Source organism: Photobacterium kishitanii (assembly GCF_000613045.3).
Lineage (GTDB): Bacteria > Pseudomonadota > Gammaproteobacteria > Enterobacterales > Vibrionaceae > Photobacterium > Photobacterium kishitanii.
This window is the reverse complement of record NZ_LN794352.1, coordinates 2,546,909-2,564,680: the sequence shown is the minus strand read 5'-3', so window position 1 is coordinate 2,564,680 and position 17,772 is coordinate 2,546,909. Positions and strand designations below refer to the sequence as shown.

General features: G+C 39.2%; 18 protein-coding genes and 1 tRNA gene. 10 read left to right on the top strand and 9 right to left on the bottom strand.

Going from position 1 to position 17,772, the window contains the following annotated elements; all coding sequences use genetic code 11:
- The first annotated feature begins 11 nt into the window (after nucleotides 1-11).
- Both PPBDW_RS12025 and PPBDW_RS12020 read left to right on the top strand, forming a co-directional pair.
- Entirely contained in the window at nucleotides 12-587 is a 576-nt protein-coding gene (locus PPBDW_RS12025) for a NapC/NirT family cytochrome c (RefSeq protein ID WP_036795744.1), read from the top strand.
- 15 nt (nucleotides 588-602) lie between these two features.
- Nucleotides 603-740, top strand: a complete 138-nt coding sequence (locus PPBDW_RS12020; RefSeq protein ID WP_065173463.1) for a TIGR02808 family protein — start codon at nucleotides 603-605, stop codon at nucleotides 738-740.
- Between the two features lie 82 nt (nucleotides 741-822).
- Here PPBDW_RS12020 and PPBDW_RS12015 read toward each other — a convergent pair whose 3' ends face one another.
- On the bottom strand, nucleotides 823-1,278 hold the full coding sequence (locus tag PPBDW_RS12015; RefSeq protein ID WP_036795743.1) for a DUF1499 domain-containing protein: 456 nt from the start codon (nucleotides 1,276-1,278) through the stop codon (nucleotides 823-825).
- Nucleotides 1,279-1,289: 11 nt separating this feature from the next.
- Entirely contained in the window at nucleotides 1,290-1,640 is a 351-nt protein-coding gene (locus PPBDW_RS12010) for a DUF2956 domain-containing protein (RefSeq protein WP_036795742.1), read from the bottom strand.
- Nucleotides 1,641-2,083: 443 nt separating this feature from the next.
- Here PPBDW_RS12010 and PPBDW_RS12005 point away from each other — a divergent pair, with 443 nt between their 5' ends.
- Both PPBDW_RS12005 and PPBDW_RS12000 read left to right on the top strand, forming a co-directional pair.
- Nucleotides 2,084-2,530 (top strand): DUF2919 domain-containing protein, encoded by a 447-nt coding sequence (locus PPBDW_RS12005; protein WP_036796460.1) that lies wholly within the window; start codon nucleotides 2,084-2,086, stop codon nucleotides 2,528-2,530.
- Nucleotides 2,531-2,549: 19 nt separating this feature from the next.
- Nucleotides 2,550-2,966, top strand: coding sequence for a hypothetical protein (locus tag PPBDW_RS12000; protein WP_036795740.1), 417 nt, complete (start codon nucleotides 2,550-2,552; stop codon nucleotides 2,964-2,966).
- 260 nt (nucleotides 2,967-3,226) lie between these two features.
- Here the strand turns inward: PPBDW_RS12000 and crr are convergent, their stop codons facing one another.
- The 5 genes from crr to cysZ form a co-directional block, all read right to left on the bottom strand.
- On the bottom strand, nucleotides 3,227-3,736 hold the full coding sequence (gene crr, locus PPBDW_RS11995; RefSeq protein WP_036795738.1) for a PTS glucose transporter subunit IIA: 510 nt from the start codon (nucleotides 3,734-3,736) through the stop codon (nucleotides 3,227-3,229).
- A 43-nt stretch (nucleotides 3,737-3,779) separates the two neighbouring features.
- Nucleotides 3,780-5,504, bottom strand: coding sequence for a phosphoenolpyruvate-protein phosphotransferase PtsI (gene ptsI / locus PPBDW_RS11990; protein WP_036795737.1), 1,725 nt, complete (start codon nucleotides 5,502-5,504; stop codon nucleotides 3,780-3,782).
- A gap of 53 nt (nucleotides 5,505-5,557) precedes the next feature.
- On the bottom strand, nucleotides 5,558-5,845 hold the full coding sequence (locus PPBDW_RS11985; RefSeq protein WP_036795736.1) for an HPr family phosphocarrier protein: 288 nt from the start codon (nucleotides 5,843-5,845) through the stop codon (nucleotides 5,558-5,560).
- A 321-nt stretch (nucleotides 5,846-6,166) separates the two neighbouring features.
- Nucleotides 6,167-7,135 (bottom strand): cysteine synthase A, encoded by a 969-nt coding sequence (cysK, locus tag PPBDW_RS11980; protein WP_036795734.1) that lies wholly within the window; start codon nucleotides 7,133-7,135, stop codon nucleotides 6,167-6,169.
- A 246-nt stretch (nucleotides 7,136-7,381) separates the two neighbouring features.
- Nucleotides 7,382-8,143 carry a sulfate transporter CysZ gene (gene cysZ, locus PPBDW_RS11975; RefSeq protein ID WP_036795732.1) on the bottom strand — a complete coding sequence of 254 codons (762 nt, stop codon included), beginning with the start codon at nucleotides 8,141-8,143 and terminating at the stop codon, nucleotides 7,382-7,384.
- A 351-nt stretch (nucleotides 8,144-8,494) separates the two neighbouring features.
- On the opposite strand from cysZ, the gene zipA reads away from it, so the two are divergent.
- From zipA to PPBDW_RS11955, 4 genes are all read left to right on the top strand, one after another.
- Nucleotides 8,495-9,838, top strand: coding sequence for a cell division protein ZipA (zipA, locus tag PPBDW_RS11970; protein ID WP_036795730.1), 1,344 nt, complete (start codon nucleotides 8,495-8,497; stop codon nucleotides 9,836-9,838).
- 140 nt (nucleotides 9,839-9,978) lie between these two features.
- A complete protein-coding gene (gene ligA / locus PPBDW_RS11965) occupies nucleotides 9,979-11,997 on the top strand; it encodes an NAD-dependent DNA ligase LigA (RefSeq protein ID WP_036795728.1) in 2,019 nt (672 codons plus the stop codon).
- A 535-nt stretch (nucleotides 11,998-12,532) separates the two neighbouring features.
- Nucleotides 12,533-13,630: a porin gene (locus PPBDW_RS11960; protein WP_036795727.1), complete on the top strand. Its 1,098-nt coding sequence runs from the start codon at nucleotides 12,533-12,535 to the stop codon at nucleotides 13,628-13,630.
- Between the two features lie 76 nt (nucleotides 13,631-13,706).
- Nucleotides 13,707-14,354 (top strand): YccT family protein, encoded by a 648-nt coding sequence (locus PPBDW_RS11955; RefSeq protein ID WP_036795726.1) that lies wholly within the window; start codon nucleotides 13,707-13,709, stop codon nucleotides 14,352-14,354.
- A gap of 49 nt (nucleotides 14,355-14,403) precedes the next feature.
- Here PPBDW_RS11955 and PPBDW_RS11950 read toward each other — a convergent pair whose 3' ends face one another.
- A complete protein-coding gene (locus PPBDW_RS11950) occupies nucleotides 14,404-14,577 on the bottom strand; it encodes a hypothetical protein (RefSeq protein ID WP_156312892.1) in 174 nt (57 codons plus the stop codon).
- A 375-nt stretch (nucleotides 14,578-14,952) separates the two neighbouring features.
- Between PPBDW_RS11950 and gltX the strand changes: the two genes are divergently transcribed.
- Nucleotides 14,953-16,377, top strand: coding sequence for a glutamate--tRNA ligase (gene gltX, locus PPBDW_RS11945; RefSeq protein WP_036795724.1), 1,425 nt, complete (start codon nucleotides 14,953-14,955; stop codon nucleotides 16,375-16,377).
- 134 nt (nucleotides 16,378-16,511) lie between these two features.
- Nucleotides 16,512-16,587 (top strand) — tRNA-Ala (locus PPBDW_RS11940).
- 41 nt (nucleotides 16,588-16,628) lie between these two features.
- On the opposite strand, the gene PPBDW_RS11935 is transcribed toward PPBDW_RS11940, so the two are convergent.
- Nucleotides 16,629-17,165 carry a hypothetical protein gene (locus PPBDW_RS11935; protein WP_036795722.1) on the bottom strand — a complete coding sequence of 179 codons (537 nt, stop codon included), beginning with the start codon at nucleotides 17,163-17,165 and terminating at the stop codon, nucleotides 16,629-16,631.
- Nucleotides 17,166-17,772 lie beyond the last annotated feature (607 nt).

Genomic DNA, 17,772 nt, shown 5'->3' with positions numbered 1-17,772 from the left:
AGGGCTTATCTATGAAGTTGTTAAAAACATTTTGGTTACGACTAAAAACACCCAGCAAAGTCGCGGTTGGCTTAGTACTTTTTATGGGGTTTATGGGCGGGTTATTATTCTGGGGCGGATTTAATACCGTGATGGAAAAGACCAACTCTGAAGAATTCTGTGCAGGGTGTCATGCGCCAATCGTGAAAGAGATCCAAGAAACGATTCACTTTTCAAACCGTTCAGGAGTAAGAGCGATTTGTTCTGATTGTCATGTACCGCATAATTGGACCGACAAAATTGTCCGTAAGGTGCAGGCATCAAAAGAAATCTACTCACATATGATGGGCACTATTGATACCCCTGAAAAATTCAATGCTCGCCGTGGTCATCTTGCCGAGCGAGAATGGCAGCGAATGAAAAACAATGACTCTCAAGAATGTCGTAATTGTCATCAGTTCAATTATATGGATTTTTCTGAGCAAGCTCCACGTAGTGCAAAGCAGCACTCAACTGCATTAGCATCCGGTGATAAAACCTGTGTTGATTGCCATAAGGGGATTGCCCATAAGTTACCTGACATGAAAGATGTGTCAGGGTGGCAATAAACCAAAGGAGCAATGATGAGTACTCTAGAATCAGTAATTTGGCATGTACTGGGTTATGCTGCGATGCCGATGATCATTTTATTTGGTTTTGTAGCAGTTGCGGCGGTGTGTGTATGGTTGTTGTCGTTAGGTAAAGATAAAAAACTGGATTAAATAGTTATAACAACATGATCTTTAAGCCATGGTTGCGGTAGTGAATACTAAAGCAACCATGGTTTTTTTGTTATAAGGCATGTTAATTGCTGGTGGTGGTATCGTGTATCAGTTGCTGCTTGACTAATAACGATCTAAATTGTTGAGCTCGTTTACGGTTAACCCCAAAATCGGAGTAACCACTACGGGAAATAGATCTTACGTGCAGCTGTTGGGCTTGTTGTTTAACTTCGAAGTCATCAATGAATCCAAACACCGCACTACGGACTTCAATGTGAAAATAACGGTCATCATGTTCAACGAGTTTTGCTCCAGGTAGCGTTTGTGCTAGCGCTATAATCTCTGCCCAGCTTTGTATACCTTTAGGTGTGAGCATAAAGGGGGCGAGTTTAAATTTTTCACGTTGCTCGATAGTTGATACACAATGGGATTTATTATCGCATGGCGTGTCTATTTGACGTTGCCATGGCGTTGATTGTGGATCAGCGCAGCCAGTTATTAATCCACTTAATGCTGTTATAAAGCCAACAATCTTCATATTTTTTCTCATCATAGTGTATTGGTGTAAGTTAAATAAACGCCGAAACCAATCCAAGAAGCAATGATGATTCCCCAAGGTAGCCAATGCTGCTTATAGATAATTTGCTGGGCAACCGCTGGAGTGTCGATTATTTCGGTTTGATTATTTTTAGTTTGGGCGTTTTTCTTTTTTAATTTATCGCGCTCCCTTGCTTTGGCTTTTTGTTGTTTTTTATATTGTTCAATGCCTTTCTGAATTCCTTGTGCGATTAGTTTGGTTTGCTCTTTGGTTTGGCCTTCTTTTTGGGTTGCTTTAGCGACTCGTAATGCTTCTATTTGTGTTTCTGCAGAAGGAGCAGCGTTCTTTTTTATGGTTGTCATGCGCACTATTGACCTTTCTGATGAATGATAATTGATTGAGATTATATCTGATTACTCAATCTTAGCAGTAGTGTTGCCATATATGTGGTTGTTGTTATATGTGTTGAGATTTATATATTTAGGTTTTTTTGTATGAAAATTACAGTTTTAGATGAATATGGTGTTAATAGTATATTCATATTGTAACTTTATGATTAAAAATAATTTAGTTTGATATTTTGTCATTTGTTGCTGGTTAAAAAATAGCCATTGGTTGTTGGTTTTAGATCAAAAAACGTGACTTGCTAGGCAATATAAATAAATGAAAAGTGCGGTGATCCACAAAAATAGCGCTTAAATTGTACTTAATATGCGTTGATCGATTAGAGTCGAAATCAAGCCATAGTGTGCTGATGTTGTCTAGATTGATGCGTGTTGAGTTGAACATGTGTGAGGAAAGTTGTTTGCTTTATCCTATCAATGCCTACGATGATCATGGGCAGTTAAAATTAAATAAGATGCTATGGCTGGCACTGATTTTTAATGCGAAAGCACTGGTGATTTTTGTCATGGCAGGTGTTAGTCGAACTCAAGGAGGACAACTTCTTGAATTGATTTACCCACTGCGAGACACACTTTATATCGGCATGGTGTTAGGAATGCCAGCCTTATTATTAATGTGGTTATCAGGTCAGCGCAATAACAATAATAAGTTTATACATTATTTGTGGCAGCATGGAAAAAAATTATTAATAGCTGCTTACAGTATCGATTTTGCTTTGCAAATATATCACCTCGTGTTGAGTCAAGGCGCATTTTCTTGGGTGCGCGCATTAACCTTGTTGTTAACAGTTTGGCTTGGATTGTATTTAGTTCGAAGCTCACGAGTAAAAGATGTATTTGCACATTAGCTTGTAAGAGGTAGTCATAATGGAAAAGTTCGCAATGGGTAAAGGGCAATTATTTCTAAGTACATTATTGAGCCCATTAGCAATGGCTGATTGGTTGCTGGATGTAAGCTTTGAAATGCATAGTGCTTGTCGTCTACGCCAAATGGTAAATACATCATTGTCATTATTACCTGGCGAAGAAACCATTTTTTTTGAAGGCTTAAGCCAAGATAATCATCATTCATACCGTGAAGTGGTTGGTAGCGCACAATTGTTAGATGTTTCAGCAGATAGCGTGAGCATTGCATTTCAAGTACAAGAGCGATTAGATGATGGCGGTTGGCGGACGATTCTGGCACAAACATTATCGACAGGATTAAATATGCCGACGCTATTTGAATCAGGTGAGCCTAGTTGTGAACATGTAAAATTACAGGTTGAGGTGATGACTGCATAAGTTGTTAACTATCTTGATGTATTATCAGACCATAAACGCGACTATTTATAGTGGCGTTTTTTTATGGGTGTATTTTATGACAACAGTAACCCTAGGTTATCGCTGAGAGATGTAAGCCCATGATTGAGCCTATGGTATTAAATCGAAGGATTAAGGCGTGTCTGAGCCTTTGAGGCTTGTTTGTGTAAGCGTAAATGAATTTTATTCGACATAAAAAAACGCAGCTAAAAAGCTGCGTTTTTATTAAGATATCAACAATCTTATTTCTTGATGCGTAGTACTGGTGTTTCACCAACGTTTACAGCACCAGATAGCTTGATCAACTCTTTGATCTCATCCATGTTAGAGATAACTACAGGCGTCAATGTTGACTTAGCTTTCTCTTCTAGGATTGCAAGATCGAATTCGATGATAGTGTCGCCAACTTTAACAGTTTGGCCTTCTTCAGCGATGCGAGTAAAACCTTCGCCTTTAAGTTCAACAGTATCAATACCGAAGTGAACAAAAAGCTCGATGCCATCGTCAGACTCAATAGAGAAAGCGTGGTTAGTTTCGAAAATCTTACCAATAGTACCGTTTACTGGTGCAACCATTTTGTTGCCAGTTGGTTTGATAGCAATACCGTCACCAACAATTTTTTCAGCAAATACTACATCAGGCACATCTTCGATGTTAACGATTTCACCAGAAAGAGGTGCGATAATTTCAATTGCACCAGCTTCGCTGCTGTCGTCAGAAACCATTTTCTTTAATTTGTCAAACAGACCCATATCGTTGCTCCTAAGCGTTGTTATTTTATCTGCTGCTATATTATTAGCAGATGGTCTTTTCTGCGATGAATTTTTCTACGTGCTCTTCAATCTCAGCTGCAGTTGGAAGAGTCAATGCGTACTCTGCCATTGCTTTAACGTCAGCAAAGTTAGCATTACGGATAACTTTCTTAACGCGAGGGATAGAAATTGCACTCATGCTGAACTCGTCAAGACCCATACCTAATAGCAGTAGGGTAGCACGTTCGTCGCCAGCAAGCTCGCCACACATACCTGTCCACTTACCTTCAGCGTGAGAAGCATCAATAACTTGCTTGATCACAGTAAGTACAGCAGGAGATAGCGGATTGTAGAGATGAGAAATAAGCTCATTACCACGGTCAACTGCTAGAGTATACTGGGTTAAATCGTTGGTACCAATACTAAAGAAAGAAACTTCTTTAGCTAAATGGTGCGCAATCGCTGCTGCTGCTGGTGTTTCAACCATAACACCGATTTCGATGTTAGCGTCAAATGCCAAGCCTTCAGCGGTTAATTCAAGCTTAAACTCTTCAATTGCTGCTTTTAATTTACGTACTTCTTCAACCGAAATAATCATCGGGAACATGATACGAACTTTACCGTGAGCTGATGCTCGCAGAATAGCACGGAATTGGTCACGAAGAATTTCAGGACGATCTAGGCTGATGCGAATTGCACGCCAACCCAAGAATGGGTTCATTTCTTTAGGAAGATCTAAGTAAGGTAGATCTTTATCACCACCGATATCCATAGTACGGATAATCACTGGCTCGCCATGCATTGCTTCTGCAACTTCTTTGTATGCTTGGTACTGTTCTTCTTCTGTAGGCAGAGAATCACGGTCCATGAACAAGAATTCAGTACGGTATAGACCAACGCCTTCACCACCGTTACGGTTAACACCATTACAGTCTTTAACTGTACCAATGTTGCCGCATACTTCAACTTGCTTACCATCAAGTGTAATAGCAGGAAGATCTTTTAGCTTCGCTAATTCTTCTTGCTCTGCTTTATCAGCATCACGGATAGCTTTAAATTTGTTTAGCTCATCGTCAGTTGGGTTGATAACAATCTGGTTATTGATTGCATCAAGAACAAGCATATCGCCGTTCTTAACTTGAGATGTAATAGTGTTAGTTCCTACAATTGCAGGAATCTCTAGTGAACGTGCCATGATAGAGGTGTGTGAAGTACGACCACCAATATCAGTAATGAAGCCAAGAACGAACTCTAGATTAATTTGTGCAGTTTCTGATGGTGTTAGGTCATTAGCGACCAAAATCACTTGCTCATTAATAGCACTTAAATTAATAACATTAATGCCTAACGCATTCTTAACAAAACGGCTACCGATATCACGAATATCACTTGCACGTTCTTTTAAGTATTCATCATCAAGAGATTCAAGCGTTTGTGCTTGTTCTTCAATGACTGAATAAATCGCATAATCAGCTGAATGCTTATCTTTAATAAGGGCTATAATTTCTTCTTCTAGCTCCTCATCTTCCAGCAACATGATGTGACCTTCAAAGATGGCTTCTTTCTCTTCACCAAAGGTGACACGTGCTTTTTCTTTGATAACTTCAAGTTGTTCTGCAGATTTTTTTCGAGCGTCGAAGAAACGTTGAATTTCGTTATCGATCTGGTCTGCAGCGATTGGAGTTTTGTTTAGAACAATCTCTTCTTCTTGCAATAGCAATGCTTTACCGAAAGCAATACCAGGAGATGCCAGGATACCTGAAATCATAGCCTTACCTTTAATTAACTAAAAACTGGAACTCGTTTGTATACAAACTTAGCTTAGATTTCGCGGAACATTGCGATTTCAGCACCGTCGTGCATTTCTTTAAGAGTTACTAGCTTATCAATTGCTTCTTGAGCTTGTGCACCTTCAGCTGCGATAGTAATAACTGCACCTTTAACTAGGCCAAGAGTTTGAAGCTTAAACAAGCTTTTAGCACTTGCGCTTTTACCGTTTGAAGTTACTGTGATGTCTGCTTCAAATGATTTTGCATCTTTAACGAACTGTGCTGCTGGACGAGTGTGTAGGCCGTTTGGTGCAGTGATTTCAACTTGCTTCTGATACATAATGTCACCCCGATTTAGATATAGTCGTTATATTAATAGTTTGCTTTATGAGCTATAACCTATGTGATTATAAATCTCAGCATATTATTCAAGCAGTATAAACTACCTAATAATATGTTGTCTTAGCTTTAATCCAAGTCAAAGTTTTATGAGAAACTTTTTTTGATATTAATCAAAATTGACTAATAGTTGTCCTTTTATTTTGATGCTAAAAATAAAGCGCATCAGCTTTATAGTAAAGCTGGGAATAAAATGCAACAAAAAAGCCCACAAAGGGGCTTTTTGAGTGTGGATATTCCTATCTAACATCGCAAAATGTGATCACTGTTGGGTTTCTTTTTCTGTAAAGATACCAGCGAAAAGTGCGGTTGATAAGTAGCGTTCACCCGAACTCGGTAAAATTACCACGATATTTTTATCCGCAAATTCTGGTCGAGCAGCAATGTTATTGGCAGCAACAACAGCAGCTCCTGATGAAATTCCAGCCAATATACCTTCTTCATCCATTAAACGACGCGCCATTTCAATCGCATCATCAGAGCTGACTTGCTCAATTTCATCTATAAGGGCTAAATCAAGGTTGCCTGGAATGAAGCCAGCACCGATACCTTGAATTTTATGTGGTGCAGGTTGAACTGTATTACCATTTACGGTTTGAGTGATCACTGGGGATTCTGCTGGCTCTACTGCAACGACAGTAATCGCTTTACCTTGTTGTTGTTTAATATAACGGCTAACCCCTGTAATTGTACCACCTGTGCCGACACCCGAAACGAAAACATCAATTTCACCATCGGTTGCATCCCAGATTTCAGGCCCGGTAGTTTGTTCGTGAATAGCGGGGTTCGCAGGGTTATTAAATTGTTGTAGTAGTAGATATTTACTAGGGTTTGAGTTGACTATTTCTTCTGCTTTATCAATCGCACCTTTCATGCCTTTAGCCGCTTCAGTTAGAACAAGCTTTGCCCCAAGAGCTTTTAATAATTTACGGCGTTCAAGACTCATACTTTCTGGCATGGTTAGCGTTAGTTTATAACCACGAGCAGCAGCCACAAAAGCAAGAGCGATACCTGTATTACCACTGGTTGGCTCTACAAGTTCAATCCCTTCTTTCAATAGGCCATTTTTTTCTGCTTCCCATACCATGTTGGCGCCGATACGACATTTAACACTGAAGCTTGGATTACGCGCTTCAATTTTTGCAAGCACCTTACCATTACTGACACGATTAAGACGTACCAGCGGGGTGTTACCAATAGTGAGAGAGTTATCTTCGTATATTTTGCTCATACTTCGTTCCTTCGTGACAAATTAGACTCAATGTTGAATAGATTAAGCATATACCTGTCTCGATATTTGCAAAGTAATTAATGGTTATATCTTATTGTTATTATGTGATAGTTGCTACTATTATTAATTAATTGTAGCAAAAAGGTTGCGTAATTTATTGTCGAGGTGGGATTTATTTGTGGTGGATAAAAAAGAAAAGGCCAATAGCACTATAGCTATTGGCTTTAATTTAAAACTTAATTGAGATTAGTAACGTTTAAATTGGGTGCGATAATGATCAACCCACATTGCTGTTGCTCCACAAACGGCAACGGGCATTACAAATAAGTTAATAATAGGTACCATGGTTAGTAACATCACAACGGCACCAAAACTTAATGCTTGACCTCGTTTTTGTTTAAGGGCATCTCGCATATCAGGGAAAGGCACTTTATGATTATCAAAAGGGTAATCAACATATTGAATTGTCATCATCCAAGCGTTGAATAAGAACCATAGTACTGGCGCAACAGTTTGGCCAATAGCTGGAATCCACATTAAAATGAGTAATCCAATCGCTTTAGGTAGATAATACTTAAGCTTGGTCCATTCACGACCCATGGTTCGAGGTAGATCTTTTAGTAATGCTTTGAAACTATCATCTGGTGGTGTTTGTCCGGTGAGTTTCGCTTCAAGGTATTCGGCTAATAATCCATTAAACGGTGCTGCAATCCAGTTAGCAATTGTACTAAAGAAGTACGAAAATGAAACTAAAGCAGCAATAGCCAGTAGTGGCCATAAGATATAGGAAAGCCATTCCAGCCAGTTAGGTAAATAGCTTAACCAATGATCAATCCAGCCGCTCAAATGGCTTAATAATGTCGCAAAAGCGCTACCGAGTAATACAATATTTATTAGTAGCGGGATGAGAACAAAACGGCGCGTACCTGGTTGAGAGGCAAGCTGCAGGCCTTGGAAAAAATAACCAGCACCACTGGTTGCTGACTTAATATTATGCTGTTGTGGCATTTCTCTCTCCTGAACAAGTATTTTTTAGTGATTTACTGTTCATTTGTTTAGATTTCTTTATGAATGTTAATTGCCGAGGTAGGATGGAATCAACCAACAAAATTGTTGTCATTACTTTGACGATAAAATAAAAATGATGAGTAACAATACAAAAATGATTTAAATTTGTACAAAAATTACTAAGCTTACACTATCTTGATGGAATCTCGATATTCATCTTCTCATTGTCAAGTGAGTTTTGGTACAGTAAGTCATTCGGTGAGAAATTCTAACTAGATACTAAGTTTCCTAGTAGATTTTTTTCTATTATTAACCCCGTAAAGGGACAACGAGTTAATTTAGAGTATTCATATGCAGGAATTGCGTCTGGTTCTTATTATTGTTGGTGCGTTAGCAATTGCAGCGCTTCTTTTTCATGGTCTATGGACAAGTAGAAAAGAAAAGCCAGCTAAATTTGGTGAGAAACCACTAAGTAAAATAGATGAAGCAAGTCTTGATCGTCAAGATATTGCCCAAGAGAGTGTTAGTGACGTCCGTGTTGTGAATAGTGCACCGGAAGTGACAGAAACTAAGTCAAATCAACCGGAGGCTACTGTAACAAAATCAGCTTCTAAGCGTAAAGAGCCTGGTTTTAGTTTTGGTGAACGTCCTCAACATGATCCTTTATTGGGTGAAACAGCTCCCCAAAGTGTAACCTCGACGCCGAAAGTTGCAACTCATGAGCGTATTGAGCCACAGATGCACATTGGAGCTGCGCCTCAACCAGCCGTTGCGCCTCAACCAGCCGTTGCGCCTCAACCAGCCGTTGCGCCTCAACCAGCCGTTGCAGCTCAACCAGCTGTTGCGCCTCAACCAGCTGTTGCGCCTCAACCAGCTGTTGCGCCTCAACCAGCTGTTGCGCCTCAACCAGCTGTTGCGCCTCAACCAGCCGTTGCAGCTCAGCCAGCCGTTGCAGCTCAGCCAACAGTTGCAGCTCAGCCAGCCGTTGCAGCTCAGCCAGCCGTTGCGGCTCAGCCAGCCGTTGCAGCTCAGCCAACAGTTGCAGCTCAGCCAACAGTTGCAGCTCAGCCAACAGTTGCAGCTCAGCCAACAGTTGCAGCTGAAACTGTTACAACCCCAACTCCTATTTTTACGCCTGTCGTTGAAGATGATAAGCCACAAGAACGTGCTGTTGAGAATGTTGCAACTGAAGCTGTTACAACAAAAACACCTGAGCCTGAAATTACACTAGAACCAGAACAAATCCCTGAACCTGAAGTATTACCTGAACCAGAGCCACTACCACCAAGCTATTTATCTGTTTGTGTGCATGCGCGTAAAGGTAAGGTATTGCGCGGGCCATCATTATTTGCATGTTTAGAGCGTAATGGTTTGATTTTTGGTGAAAACTCAGTTTTCCATCGTCATGCTGATTTAGCGGGTACTGAGCCTGTTATTTTTTCTGTAACTAATTTGCTTAACCCTGGTACGTTTCCTGAAACCAATTACCAGCATTTTGAAACGCCAGGCATTGGCTTTTTCTTAATGTTGCCATGTTATGGTAAAGCGTCGAGTAACTTTAATATGATGTTACAAACCGCACAGCAAATTGCCGATCAACTGAATGCAGATGTGATGGATCAAGATCGTGTCATGATCACACCGAACCGTATTGCAGCATATCGAGAAAAATCAGTAAAATATAATCAATGTTAATCAAATAAATTATTATTACTGATTCAAATTCAGGCTCCCTCGGGAGCCTGAATTTTATTGTATCTATTGTTATAACCGTAATGATTTGAAGTTTTGTTATCAGATTCATTAATCAACATTTTCTTCAGGTAGGAATTGAAATGAGCACCGACCTTCAGCAACAACTTGCCAGCTTAAAACAACAACTCGATTATCATGGCCATCGTTATTACGTTGAAGATAACCCTGAAATACCAGATGCTGAATATGATCGTCTGATGCAACAATTATTGGCGATTGAAGCCGAACATCCCCAGTGGGTAACCAATGACTCTCCTAGCCAGCGTGTTGGTGGAAGTGCGCTTGATGGTTTTACGCAGGTTACCCATGAAATTGCGATGTTGTCATTAGGTAACGCATTTAATGATGATGATTTACGTGATTTTCAAAAGCGACTTCAAGATCGATTACGTGATAGCAGCAGCATTAGTTACTGTTGTGAGCCGAAATTGGATGGCCTAGCGGTTAGTCTAATGTATGAAAATGGGGTGCTTGTGCAAGCGGCAACCCGTGGTGACGGCGCAACGGGGGAAAATATTACTCATAACGTGCGTACTATTGGTGCGATTCCATTGCGGTTACGTGGTGATGATTGGCCACAGCGATTAGAAGTGCGTGGTGAAGTTTTTATGCCTAAAAAAGGGTTTGAGGAGCTTAATGCGACAGCGCTTAAAAAAGGTCTTAAAACTTTTGCTAATCCACGTAATGCAGCAGCAGGTAGTTTACGTCAGCTAGATCCTAAAATTACAGCAACTCGTCCACTCAGTTTTTATGCATATGCAGTAGGTGTAGTTGAAGGACGTGAGTTAGCGGATACTCAATATCAACGTCTATGTCAATTAAAAGCGTGGGGACTGCCAATGTGTCCTGAAATTCGTTGTGTAGACAGTATTGAAGCTGTGATTGAATATCATCAAATGATTGGAGAAAAACGTCAATCTTTAGGATATGAAATTGACGGGGTGGTGATCAAGGTTGATCAATTGGATTTGCAATCACAACTTGGATTTGTTGCGCGTGCACCTCGCTGGGCAATTGCGTATAAGTTTCCGGCTCAAGAAGAAATGACACTGTTAAAGAATGTTGAGTTTCAGGTTGGGCGTACCGGTGCTATTACACCGGTTGCGAAACTTGAACCAGTGTTTGTTGGTGGTGTTACTGTCAGTAATGCTACGTTACACAACGCTGATGAAGTGGCTCGATTAGGGGTTATGATTGGTGATACGGTGATCATTCGCCGTGCTGGTGATGTGATTCCACAAATAGCAGCAGTCGTTGAGTCTCGTCGTCCTGCTGATGCGACTGCTATTGTGTTTCCGACCGAGTGTCCGGTGTGTCAATCGAAGGTTGAGCGAGTAGAAGGTGAGGCTGTTGCTCGCTGTTCTGGAGGCTTATTTTGTCAGGCTCAACGCAAAGAAGCACTGAAGCATTTTGTATCGCGTAAAGCATTGGATGTTGATGGCTGTGGTGAAAAAGTGATAGAGCAGTTGGTTGATCGTGAAATGGTTACAACTCCAGCTGATTTGTTTAAGTTCAGTGCTGGAGAAGTAACGGTACTTGAACGGATGGGCCCTAAATCAGCGCAGAAGTTAATTGATGCACTAATGGCTTCAAAGCAAACTACATTAGCGCGGTTTATTTATTCATTAGGTATTCGTGAAGTGGGTGAAGCTACTGCGGCTAATGTCGCGAATTATTTTGAAACCTTAGAAGCGATTAGCCTGGCATCAAAAGATCAACTAATTAAAGTGCCAGATGTGGGTGAAGTGGTTGCGGCACATTTATTTAATTTCTTCCGTGAACCGCATAATATGACGGTTATTGATGATTTATTAGCTCAAGGTATTCATTGGCCTGTAATTGAAAAGCCTCAAGCAGGGGTTGAATTACCGCTCGATGGCAAAGTGGTAGTGCTAACGGGGTCGTTATCACAATTAACCCGTGGTGATGCTAAAGCTGCATTACAAGCTTTAGGGGCTAAAGTAACCGGTAGTGTGTCTAAGAAGACTGATTTATTGGTGGCGGGTGAAGCGGCAGGATCTAAATTAGCGAAAGCTCAAGAGTTGGATATTGAAATTTGGGATGAGCAACAACTGGTTGATTTGATCGCAAACGCATAAAAATAACATCATTTAATATTTAAGCCTCACTGATGTGGGGCTTTTTTATAACTATTATTTAACAACTTATAGTGTAAAGCATGACTAAAAAACTTAATTTTTAGTGTTTATTTAATGGTGACAATGAAAAATATTTTTGATTGACAGCCGTAGTTTATTATTTTGCATATTGCTAATAGTACTATTTATAAAATACGACACTGTTCACAATAATCATTGATTGTTTTTATAATGTATTGTTTTTAAAGGCTTATATTTGATTTTTGGTTTTGAAATGAAAACATATGACATTGATCACGATAGCGCCAAAAGTTTGCACTCAATCATGTTTTCACTATTAAAAAGTAAGTTCTTATTGATGTTTTGCGCTGCGAAAGTAGTCTTAATGTCGAAGTTAATTAAAAGTTCAATTTAAAACGAAATAATATGAATTGGTTGAAATGATTCGACCGACATATAAGAGATTTACTTACTACCTTCGGCGGCCAACCTTTCAGGGGTAAGTAAACAGCTAATATCTTTTAGGAGTTATTCCATGGAAAACATGTTCAAACGTACGCTACTTGGCGCTGCAATCGCAACAGCAGCAATGGCTTCAACTGGTGCTCATGCTGCAATCGATCTTATGGATGGTAAGGTTCAGGTTTACGGTCAAGCTGCTGGTGCAATCTTTATCGATGATAATGACAATGGCACTAATGCTGCATTTTCTGATATGGAATCACGTATTGGTTTCCGTGGCGTAGTTGAGTTTGATAACTTCGCACCTGATATCGTATGGCAGATTGAATCTGGTAATGCTAACGGTGCAGCTGGCTCTTTTGGTGTGCGTGATACATATATCGGTCTTGCGTTTGATAATGTTGGTTCAATCAAATGGGGTCGCCAACTACAAGCAGCTTACAACTACGTTGACTGGCCACACTCAAACCCAGGCTTAGGTAATGTATTTGACTGGAATAACGATATTACTCAAGATGGTAATAACTACTTAGATCGCGCAGACAACACACTACGTTTTGATTCTGTATCTTGGAATGGCGTTGGCGTTCAAGCAACTGTTAGTGGTATGGGTACTAATACTGATGCTATGGTCTCAAGTATTGCGGCAAACTATGCTGGTAGCAACTTTGGTATTCATGCGGGTTACTACCACCGTGGTGCTTACACCGTTACATCTAAAGTCGACTCACCTTTAGTTTCTGATGATGATGGCGGCTGGAAACCAAACCCTAACTTTGGTAAAGACCAGAATACTGAGTACTTCGCGAACTCTTACGCGATTGTCGGTGGTAATGTAGCATTTGGTGACGTGACATTGACTGCTGCTTATAAATACATGATGTCTGATACTGCAACAGGTGATGCTGATCAGAATGCATTCTCTGCAACTGCTCAATATGTAGCTGGTGGTACTTGGTTGTACAAAGTTGGTTACGCAGCAACAACTGATGCAGATGTTGACGGTAAAACACTAGACGGCTCTGCTGATACAGCTATTACTGGTCGTATTGGTTACCTGCTACCAAGCGCAATTATTTACTCTGATGTTCGTCATTACGATATGGGTAATAAAGAGGGTGTTTCTTCAGAGCAGACTCGTTTCCTACTTGGTATGGAATACTACTTCTAAGTTAAAGCCGATCTTTAGTTAGAATTTACAGGTGGGTTTTTATTAACCCACCTTTTTTATTATAGGGAGATTGATTATGAAAAAAGTTGTTATTTTAAGTTCGTTATTAGCGGCAGGTTTTACTTTACCGGCTGTTGCTGATGTTAAAGTTGAATTATCTCCTGAACTAACATTACTAGCAGTCAATGGTTCTGAAGACTTTGGTGAGAAATGGTATAGCAATACTAGAGAAGTAAATTTAAAAGATGGTGATAACCAAGTATTAGTCCGCGTTGAAAAACTTATACCTCAAGCAGGTGATTGGGCAAAGTTTAATTCAAAACCTATGGTTGTTAGTTTTAATGCTAATAACGAAACAGTTAAGTTATCTCCTGCATTTAAGATTGATGGTATTCAGGCTCAGAATGCATTTGAAAAAGATCCCAAACTTGATTTATTAACTCAATCAGGTGAAACAGTTAATTTTAATTTTGCCGTATTGCCTGGTAGTTACTCAGTTCTAACTGGATATGAGAAAGCATTAACAGCCTTTAATTCAAAACAGGGAAATGTTGAATTCCTACCAACTCAAATTCAATCAGCTCCTGTTGTTAATGTAGTAACGACTCAAAAGACAGTTCAAGCTTCAAGTGGAACTGTTATATTCTCATCGGTGCAATCTGACTTCTTATCTCTTTCTGATGTAGAACGCAAAAAATTCCTACAATGGGCTATTATTCAGTAAGTAAAAATTGTAGGTATACCCATATGTTAAAGTATACCTACATTTAAGCTTAGCTAAATACGTACTTACCCTTTTTTATCTCGCAAAACATCGCTGGCATAAATTCGACATTACCATTTTGCAGGTGGCATTCAACAAAGGGGCCGGTAGGTGAGTTTCCTGCTTGTAAGGTGAACGGCATCATAAGCATTACACCAGCACACAGCCCTAAGATTTTTTTCATCATTAGTTCCTTATTTTGAGATGTGGGTAACAAATCACACTTTTAGTTTGGTTTAACACTTGCATTTTCGCAAGTTAAAGCAATTAGGTTTTTGGTCTTATATTTGCGTGTTCTTTGTTGTCTGCTCCATAACTTCCATTGTTATTATTTGTGAGTGTTGTTATCTATTAGTGTTGGTATATGTAGATTACTTATATTCAACCAGTGGCTTACTAAGGCGAGATTCATATCGGTAATTGAATAATAACCAGATTGAATATCTGCTTGTGAAACAGATCAAAGATTGTAGATCTTGGTTACAGTGCTAAAATACTCAACAATAGATTTAGCACAGTAGCTTTTACTGTGTCATCCATCATTCATAAGGTAATCTCAATGACGGTTAAAACTCGCTTTGCACCAAGCCCAACAGGCTTTTTGCACGTTGGTGGTGCGCGTACAGCACTGTATTCATGGCTATTTGCTAAGCACATGGGTGGCGAATTCGTATTACGTATCGAAGACACGGATATCGAACGCTCAACTCAAGAAGCGATTGATGCGATTATGGAAGGCATGGAATGGTTAGAGCTGAATTGGGATGAAGGTCCTTATTACCAGACTAAGCGTTTTGATCGTTACAATGAAGTGGTTGATCAACTGCTAGCAGAAGATAAAGCTTATAAGTGTTATTGTCCGAAAGAGTTGCTTGATGAAATTCGTGAGCAACAAATGGCAGACGGTGTTAAGCCTCGCTATGATGCTAATCATCCAAAAATTATTGCAGCTAATGCAGCAGCAACCGCAGATTCACCATTCTGTATTCGTTTCCGTAACCCGAAAGAAGGCACTGTGATCTTTGATGATAAGATCCGTGGCCATATTGAGATCGCTAACAGCGAGCTTGATGATTTAATTATTCGTCGTACTGACGGTAGTCCAACATACAATTTCTGTGTTGTTATTGATGACTGGGATATGGGTATTACTCAAGTTGTTCGTGGTGAAGATCATATCAACAATACCCCGCGTCAAATTAACATTTATAAAGCATTAGGTGCACCAGTACCTGAGTTTGCACACTGTGCAATGATCCTTGGTGACGATGGCGCTAAACTTTCTAAACGTCATGGTGCTGTAGGTGTAATGCAATACCGTGATGATGGTTTCTTACCGCATGCATTGCTTAACTACCTAGTACGTTTAGGTTGGTCTCATGGCGACCAAGAAATCTTCTCGTTACAAGAGATGATTGATTGCTTTACGCTTGAGTCAGTAAGTAAATCAGCGTCAGCATTCAATACCGATAAATTGTTATGGTTAAACAACCACTACATTAAAACGGCAGCGCCTGAATATGTTGCTAAGTACCTACAATGGCATTTAGATCAAAAACAAATTTCAATTGAAAATGGTCCGGCAATCACTGAAGTGATCACTTTAGTGGGTGAGCGTTGCCATACACTGATTGAATTAGCAGAGCAATCACGCTACTTCTACCAAGATTTTAGTGAGTTTGAAGCTGGCGCGGCTAAAAAGCATTTACGTCCAGTTGCTAAAGATGCATTGGCATTAGCACTTGCAAAAGTTGAAGCGCTTGATGAATGGACAACAGAGAACTTACATACTGTAACGACACAAGTTTGTGAAGAGCTTGAGTTAGGTATGGGTAAAGTTGGTATGCCATTACGTGTGGCGGTTACTGGTCAAGGTCAATCACCATCAGTTGATGCAGTAATGCAATTGATTGGTAAAGAGCGTGTGATTACACGTATTAAGATGGCACTAGATTATATTGCTGCCCGTGAAGCTAACGCGTAAACATTAGTTCTCACACAAAAGCGAAAGCATAACTTATGCTTTCGCTTTTTTTATAACTAGCGTAAACCGGATCACATTTTCAATTTTACAGTGATGACATTGCTTAAAAAGAACAATATTATAACCGATATACAGGGGCTATAGCTCAGCTGGGAGAGCGCTTCGCTGGCAGCGAAGAGGTCATCGGTTCGATCCCGTTTAGCTCCACCAAATTTTAAACCTCGTCAGTTAATGGCGGGGTTTTTTCATTTTTAGAAGCGAGCATTGATAATCGGAAAAATAGATAAATTTTTACTGACAAAAGTACCTGATTTGTCGTAGTTAATTAAGCCAATTTGCACACCTTCATTGATATGATCTGTAGCATTAATCAAACCAAATTGTAGCCCATTTAAGGAAGCGGCATAGTTAAAGCTACCAAACTGAGCACCAGTAAAATTGCCCCCAGTGTAGTTGACTAAACCAAAATCAGCACCTTTAGCTCTGTTGTTATTCCAGTTAGCTAAACCGATCTCTAAACCTGTCATACTTGATATGGTATGGTTAATACCAAACGCTAATCCAAGGTTCAGCCCTGTAAAGTTATCAATAGTTGATAAGCCTAATAATGAAAAGTTAATCCCTGTTACTTGGCTTGTTTGCCCATAAAGCACATTTAAACGGACTCCTGATACATTATCAGCCGGTAAATTAACAGTGGGTAGTGAAAGTTGTATCGGTGTTGCAGCTAGTACTGTCGAGGATAAAAGAGTAGCTGTTAATGCAATGGTTACGAGGGTTAACTTCATCTAGAGTCTCAAATTGTCTGTTATCTATTTTTTAAAACTTATATTAAATATAAGAATATATAGATAGTAACTTTTAGTAAATCAATAAAAATAAGCTTTAAAATTGATAAAATAAGCATTTGTCGATAATCGGTGTTTTATTGAAAACTATTAATATTACTAATTTTATAATTTACTACTCATTATTAATTACAAGCATTTCTTATTGCTATGATATGTATTTATTTTATATTTAATTAAAATAAATACAGTATGGATAGTTAATATATTCACTAGGTGAATTATTTCATGTTGATATATATGTATAGCCGTGTTTGTGGTCGTTTTTAGTACTTAAAATATTTTTTTTATTTTAATATTCTTTTTGATTTTAATTTATTGTTAGTAATTACCAACCTTTAACTTATTGTTTGCTTTAGTTTTTATTTTTTTATTTTTAGGTTTCGGGGTAATTCAAAAGATTTAAATGGTGTTGGATTATTATTTTCTTTACTGTAGAGATGTTTGAAAATAATTGCATGGATTGAAATTAATTAACCATTAAACATTTATTGGTTAATGAATTTTATTATTTAATGTAACTATTAATTAAGTGCCATATATATAT

Excerpts from the sequence above, each read along its gene's own strand:
- PPBDW_RS12025 (WP_036795744.1), top strand. The coding sequence starts at position 12 with ATGAAGTTGTTAAAAACATTTTGGTTACGACTAAAAACACCCAGCAAA.
- PPBDW_RS12020 (WP_065173463.1), top strand. The coding sequence starts at position 603 with ATGAGTACTCTAGAATCAGTAATTTGGCATGTACTGGGTTATGCTGCG.
- PPBDW_RS12015 (WP_036795743.1), bottom strand. The coding sequence starts at position 1,278 with ATGAAGATTGTTGGCTTTATAACAGCATTAAGTGGATTAATAACTGGC.
- PPBDW_RS12010 (WP_036795742.1), bottom strand. The coding sequence starts at position 1,640 with ATGACAACCATAAAAAAGAACGCTGCTCCTTCTGCAGAAACACAAATA.
- PPBDW_RS12000 (WP_036795740.1), top strand. The coding sequence starts at position 2,550 with ATGGAAAAGTTCGCAATGGGTAAAGGGCAATTATTTCTAAGTACATTA.
- crr (WP_036795738.1), bottom strand. The coding sequence starts at position 3,736 with ATGGGTCTGTTTGACAAATTAAAGAAAATGGTTTCTGACGACAGCAGC.
- ptsI (WP_036795737.1), bottom strand. The coding sequence starts at position 5,504 with ATGATTTCAGGTATCCTGGCATCTCCTGGTATTGCTTTCGGTAAAGCA.
- PPBDW_RS11985 (WP_036795736.1), bottom strand. The coding sequence starts at position 5,845 with ATGTATCAGAAGCAAGTTGAAATCACTGCACCAAACGGCCTACACACT.
- cysK (WP_036795734.1), bottom strand. The coding sequence starts at position 7,135 with ATGAGCAAAATATACGAAGATAACTCTCTCACTATTGGTAACACCCCG.
- cysZ (WP_036795732.1), bottom strand. The coding sequence starts at position 8,143 with ATGCCACAACAGCATAATATTAAGTCAGCAACCAGTGGTGCTGGTTAT.
- zipA (WP_036795730.1), top strand. The coding sequence starts at position 8,495 with ATGCAGGAATTGCGTCTGGTTCTTATTATTGTTGGTGCGTTAGCAATT.
- ligA (WP_036795728.1), top strand. The coding sequence starts at position 9,979 with ATGAGCACCGACCTTCAGCAACAACTTGCCAGCTTAAAACAACAACTC.
- PPBDW_RS11960 (WP_036795727.1), top strand. The coding sequence starts at position 12,533 with ATGGAAAACATGTTCAAACGTACGCTACTTGGCGCTGCAATCGCAACA.
- PPBDW_RS11955 (WP_036795726.1), top strand. The coding sequence starts at position 13,707 with ATGAAAAAAGTTGTTATTTTAAGTTCGTTATTAGCGGCAGGTTTTACT.
- PPBDW_RS11950 (WP_156312892.1), bottom strand. The coding sequence starts at position 14,577 with ATGAAAAAAATCTTAGGGCTGTGTGCTGGTGTAATGCTTATGATGCCG.
- gltX (WP_036795724.1), top strand. The coding sequence starts at position 14,953 with ATGACGGTTAAAACTCGCTTTGCACCAAGCCCAACAGGCTTTTTGCAC.
- PPBDW_RS11935 (WP_036795722.1), bottom strand. The coding sequence starts at position 17,165 with ATGAAGTTAACCCTCGTAACCATTGCATTAACAGCTACTCTTTTATCC.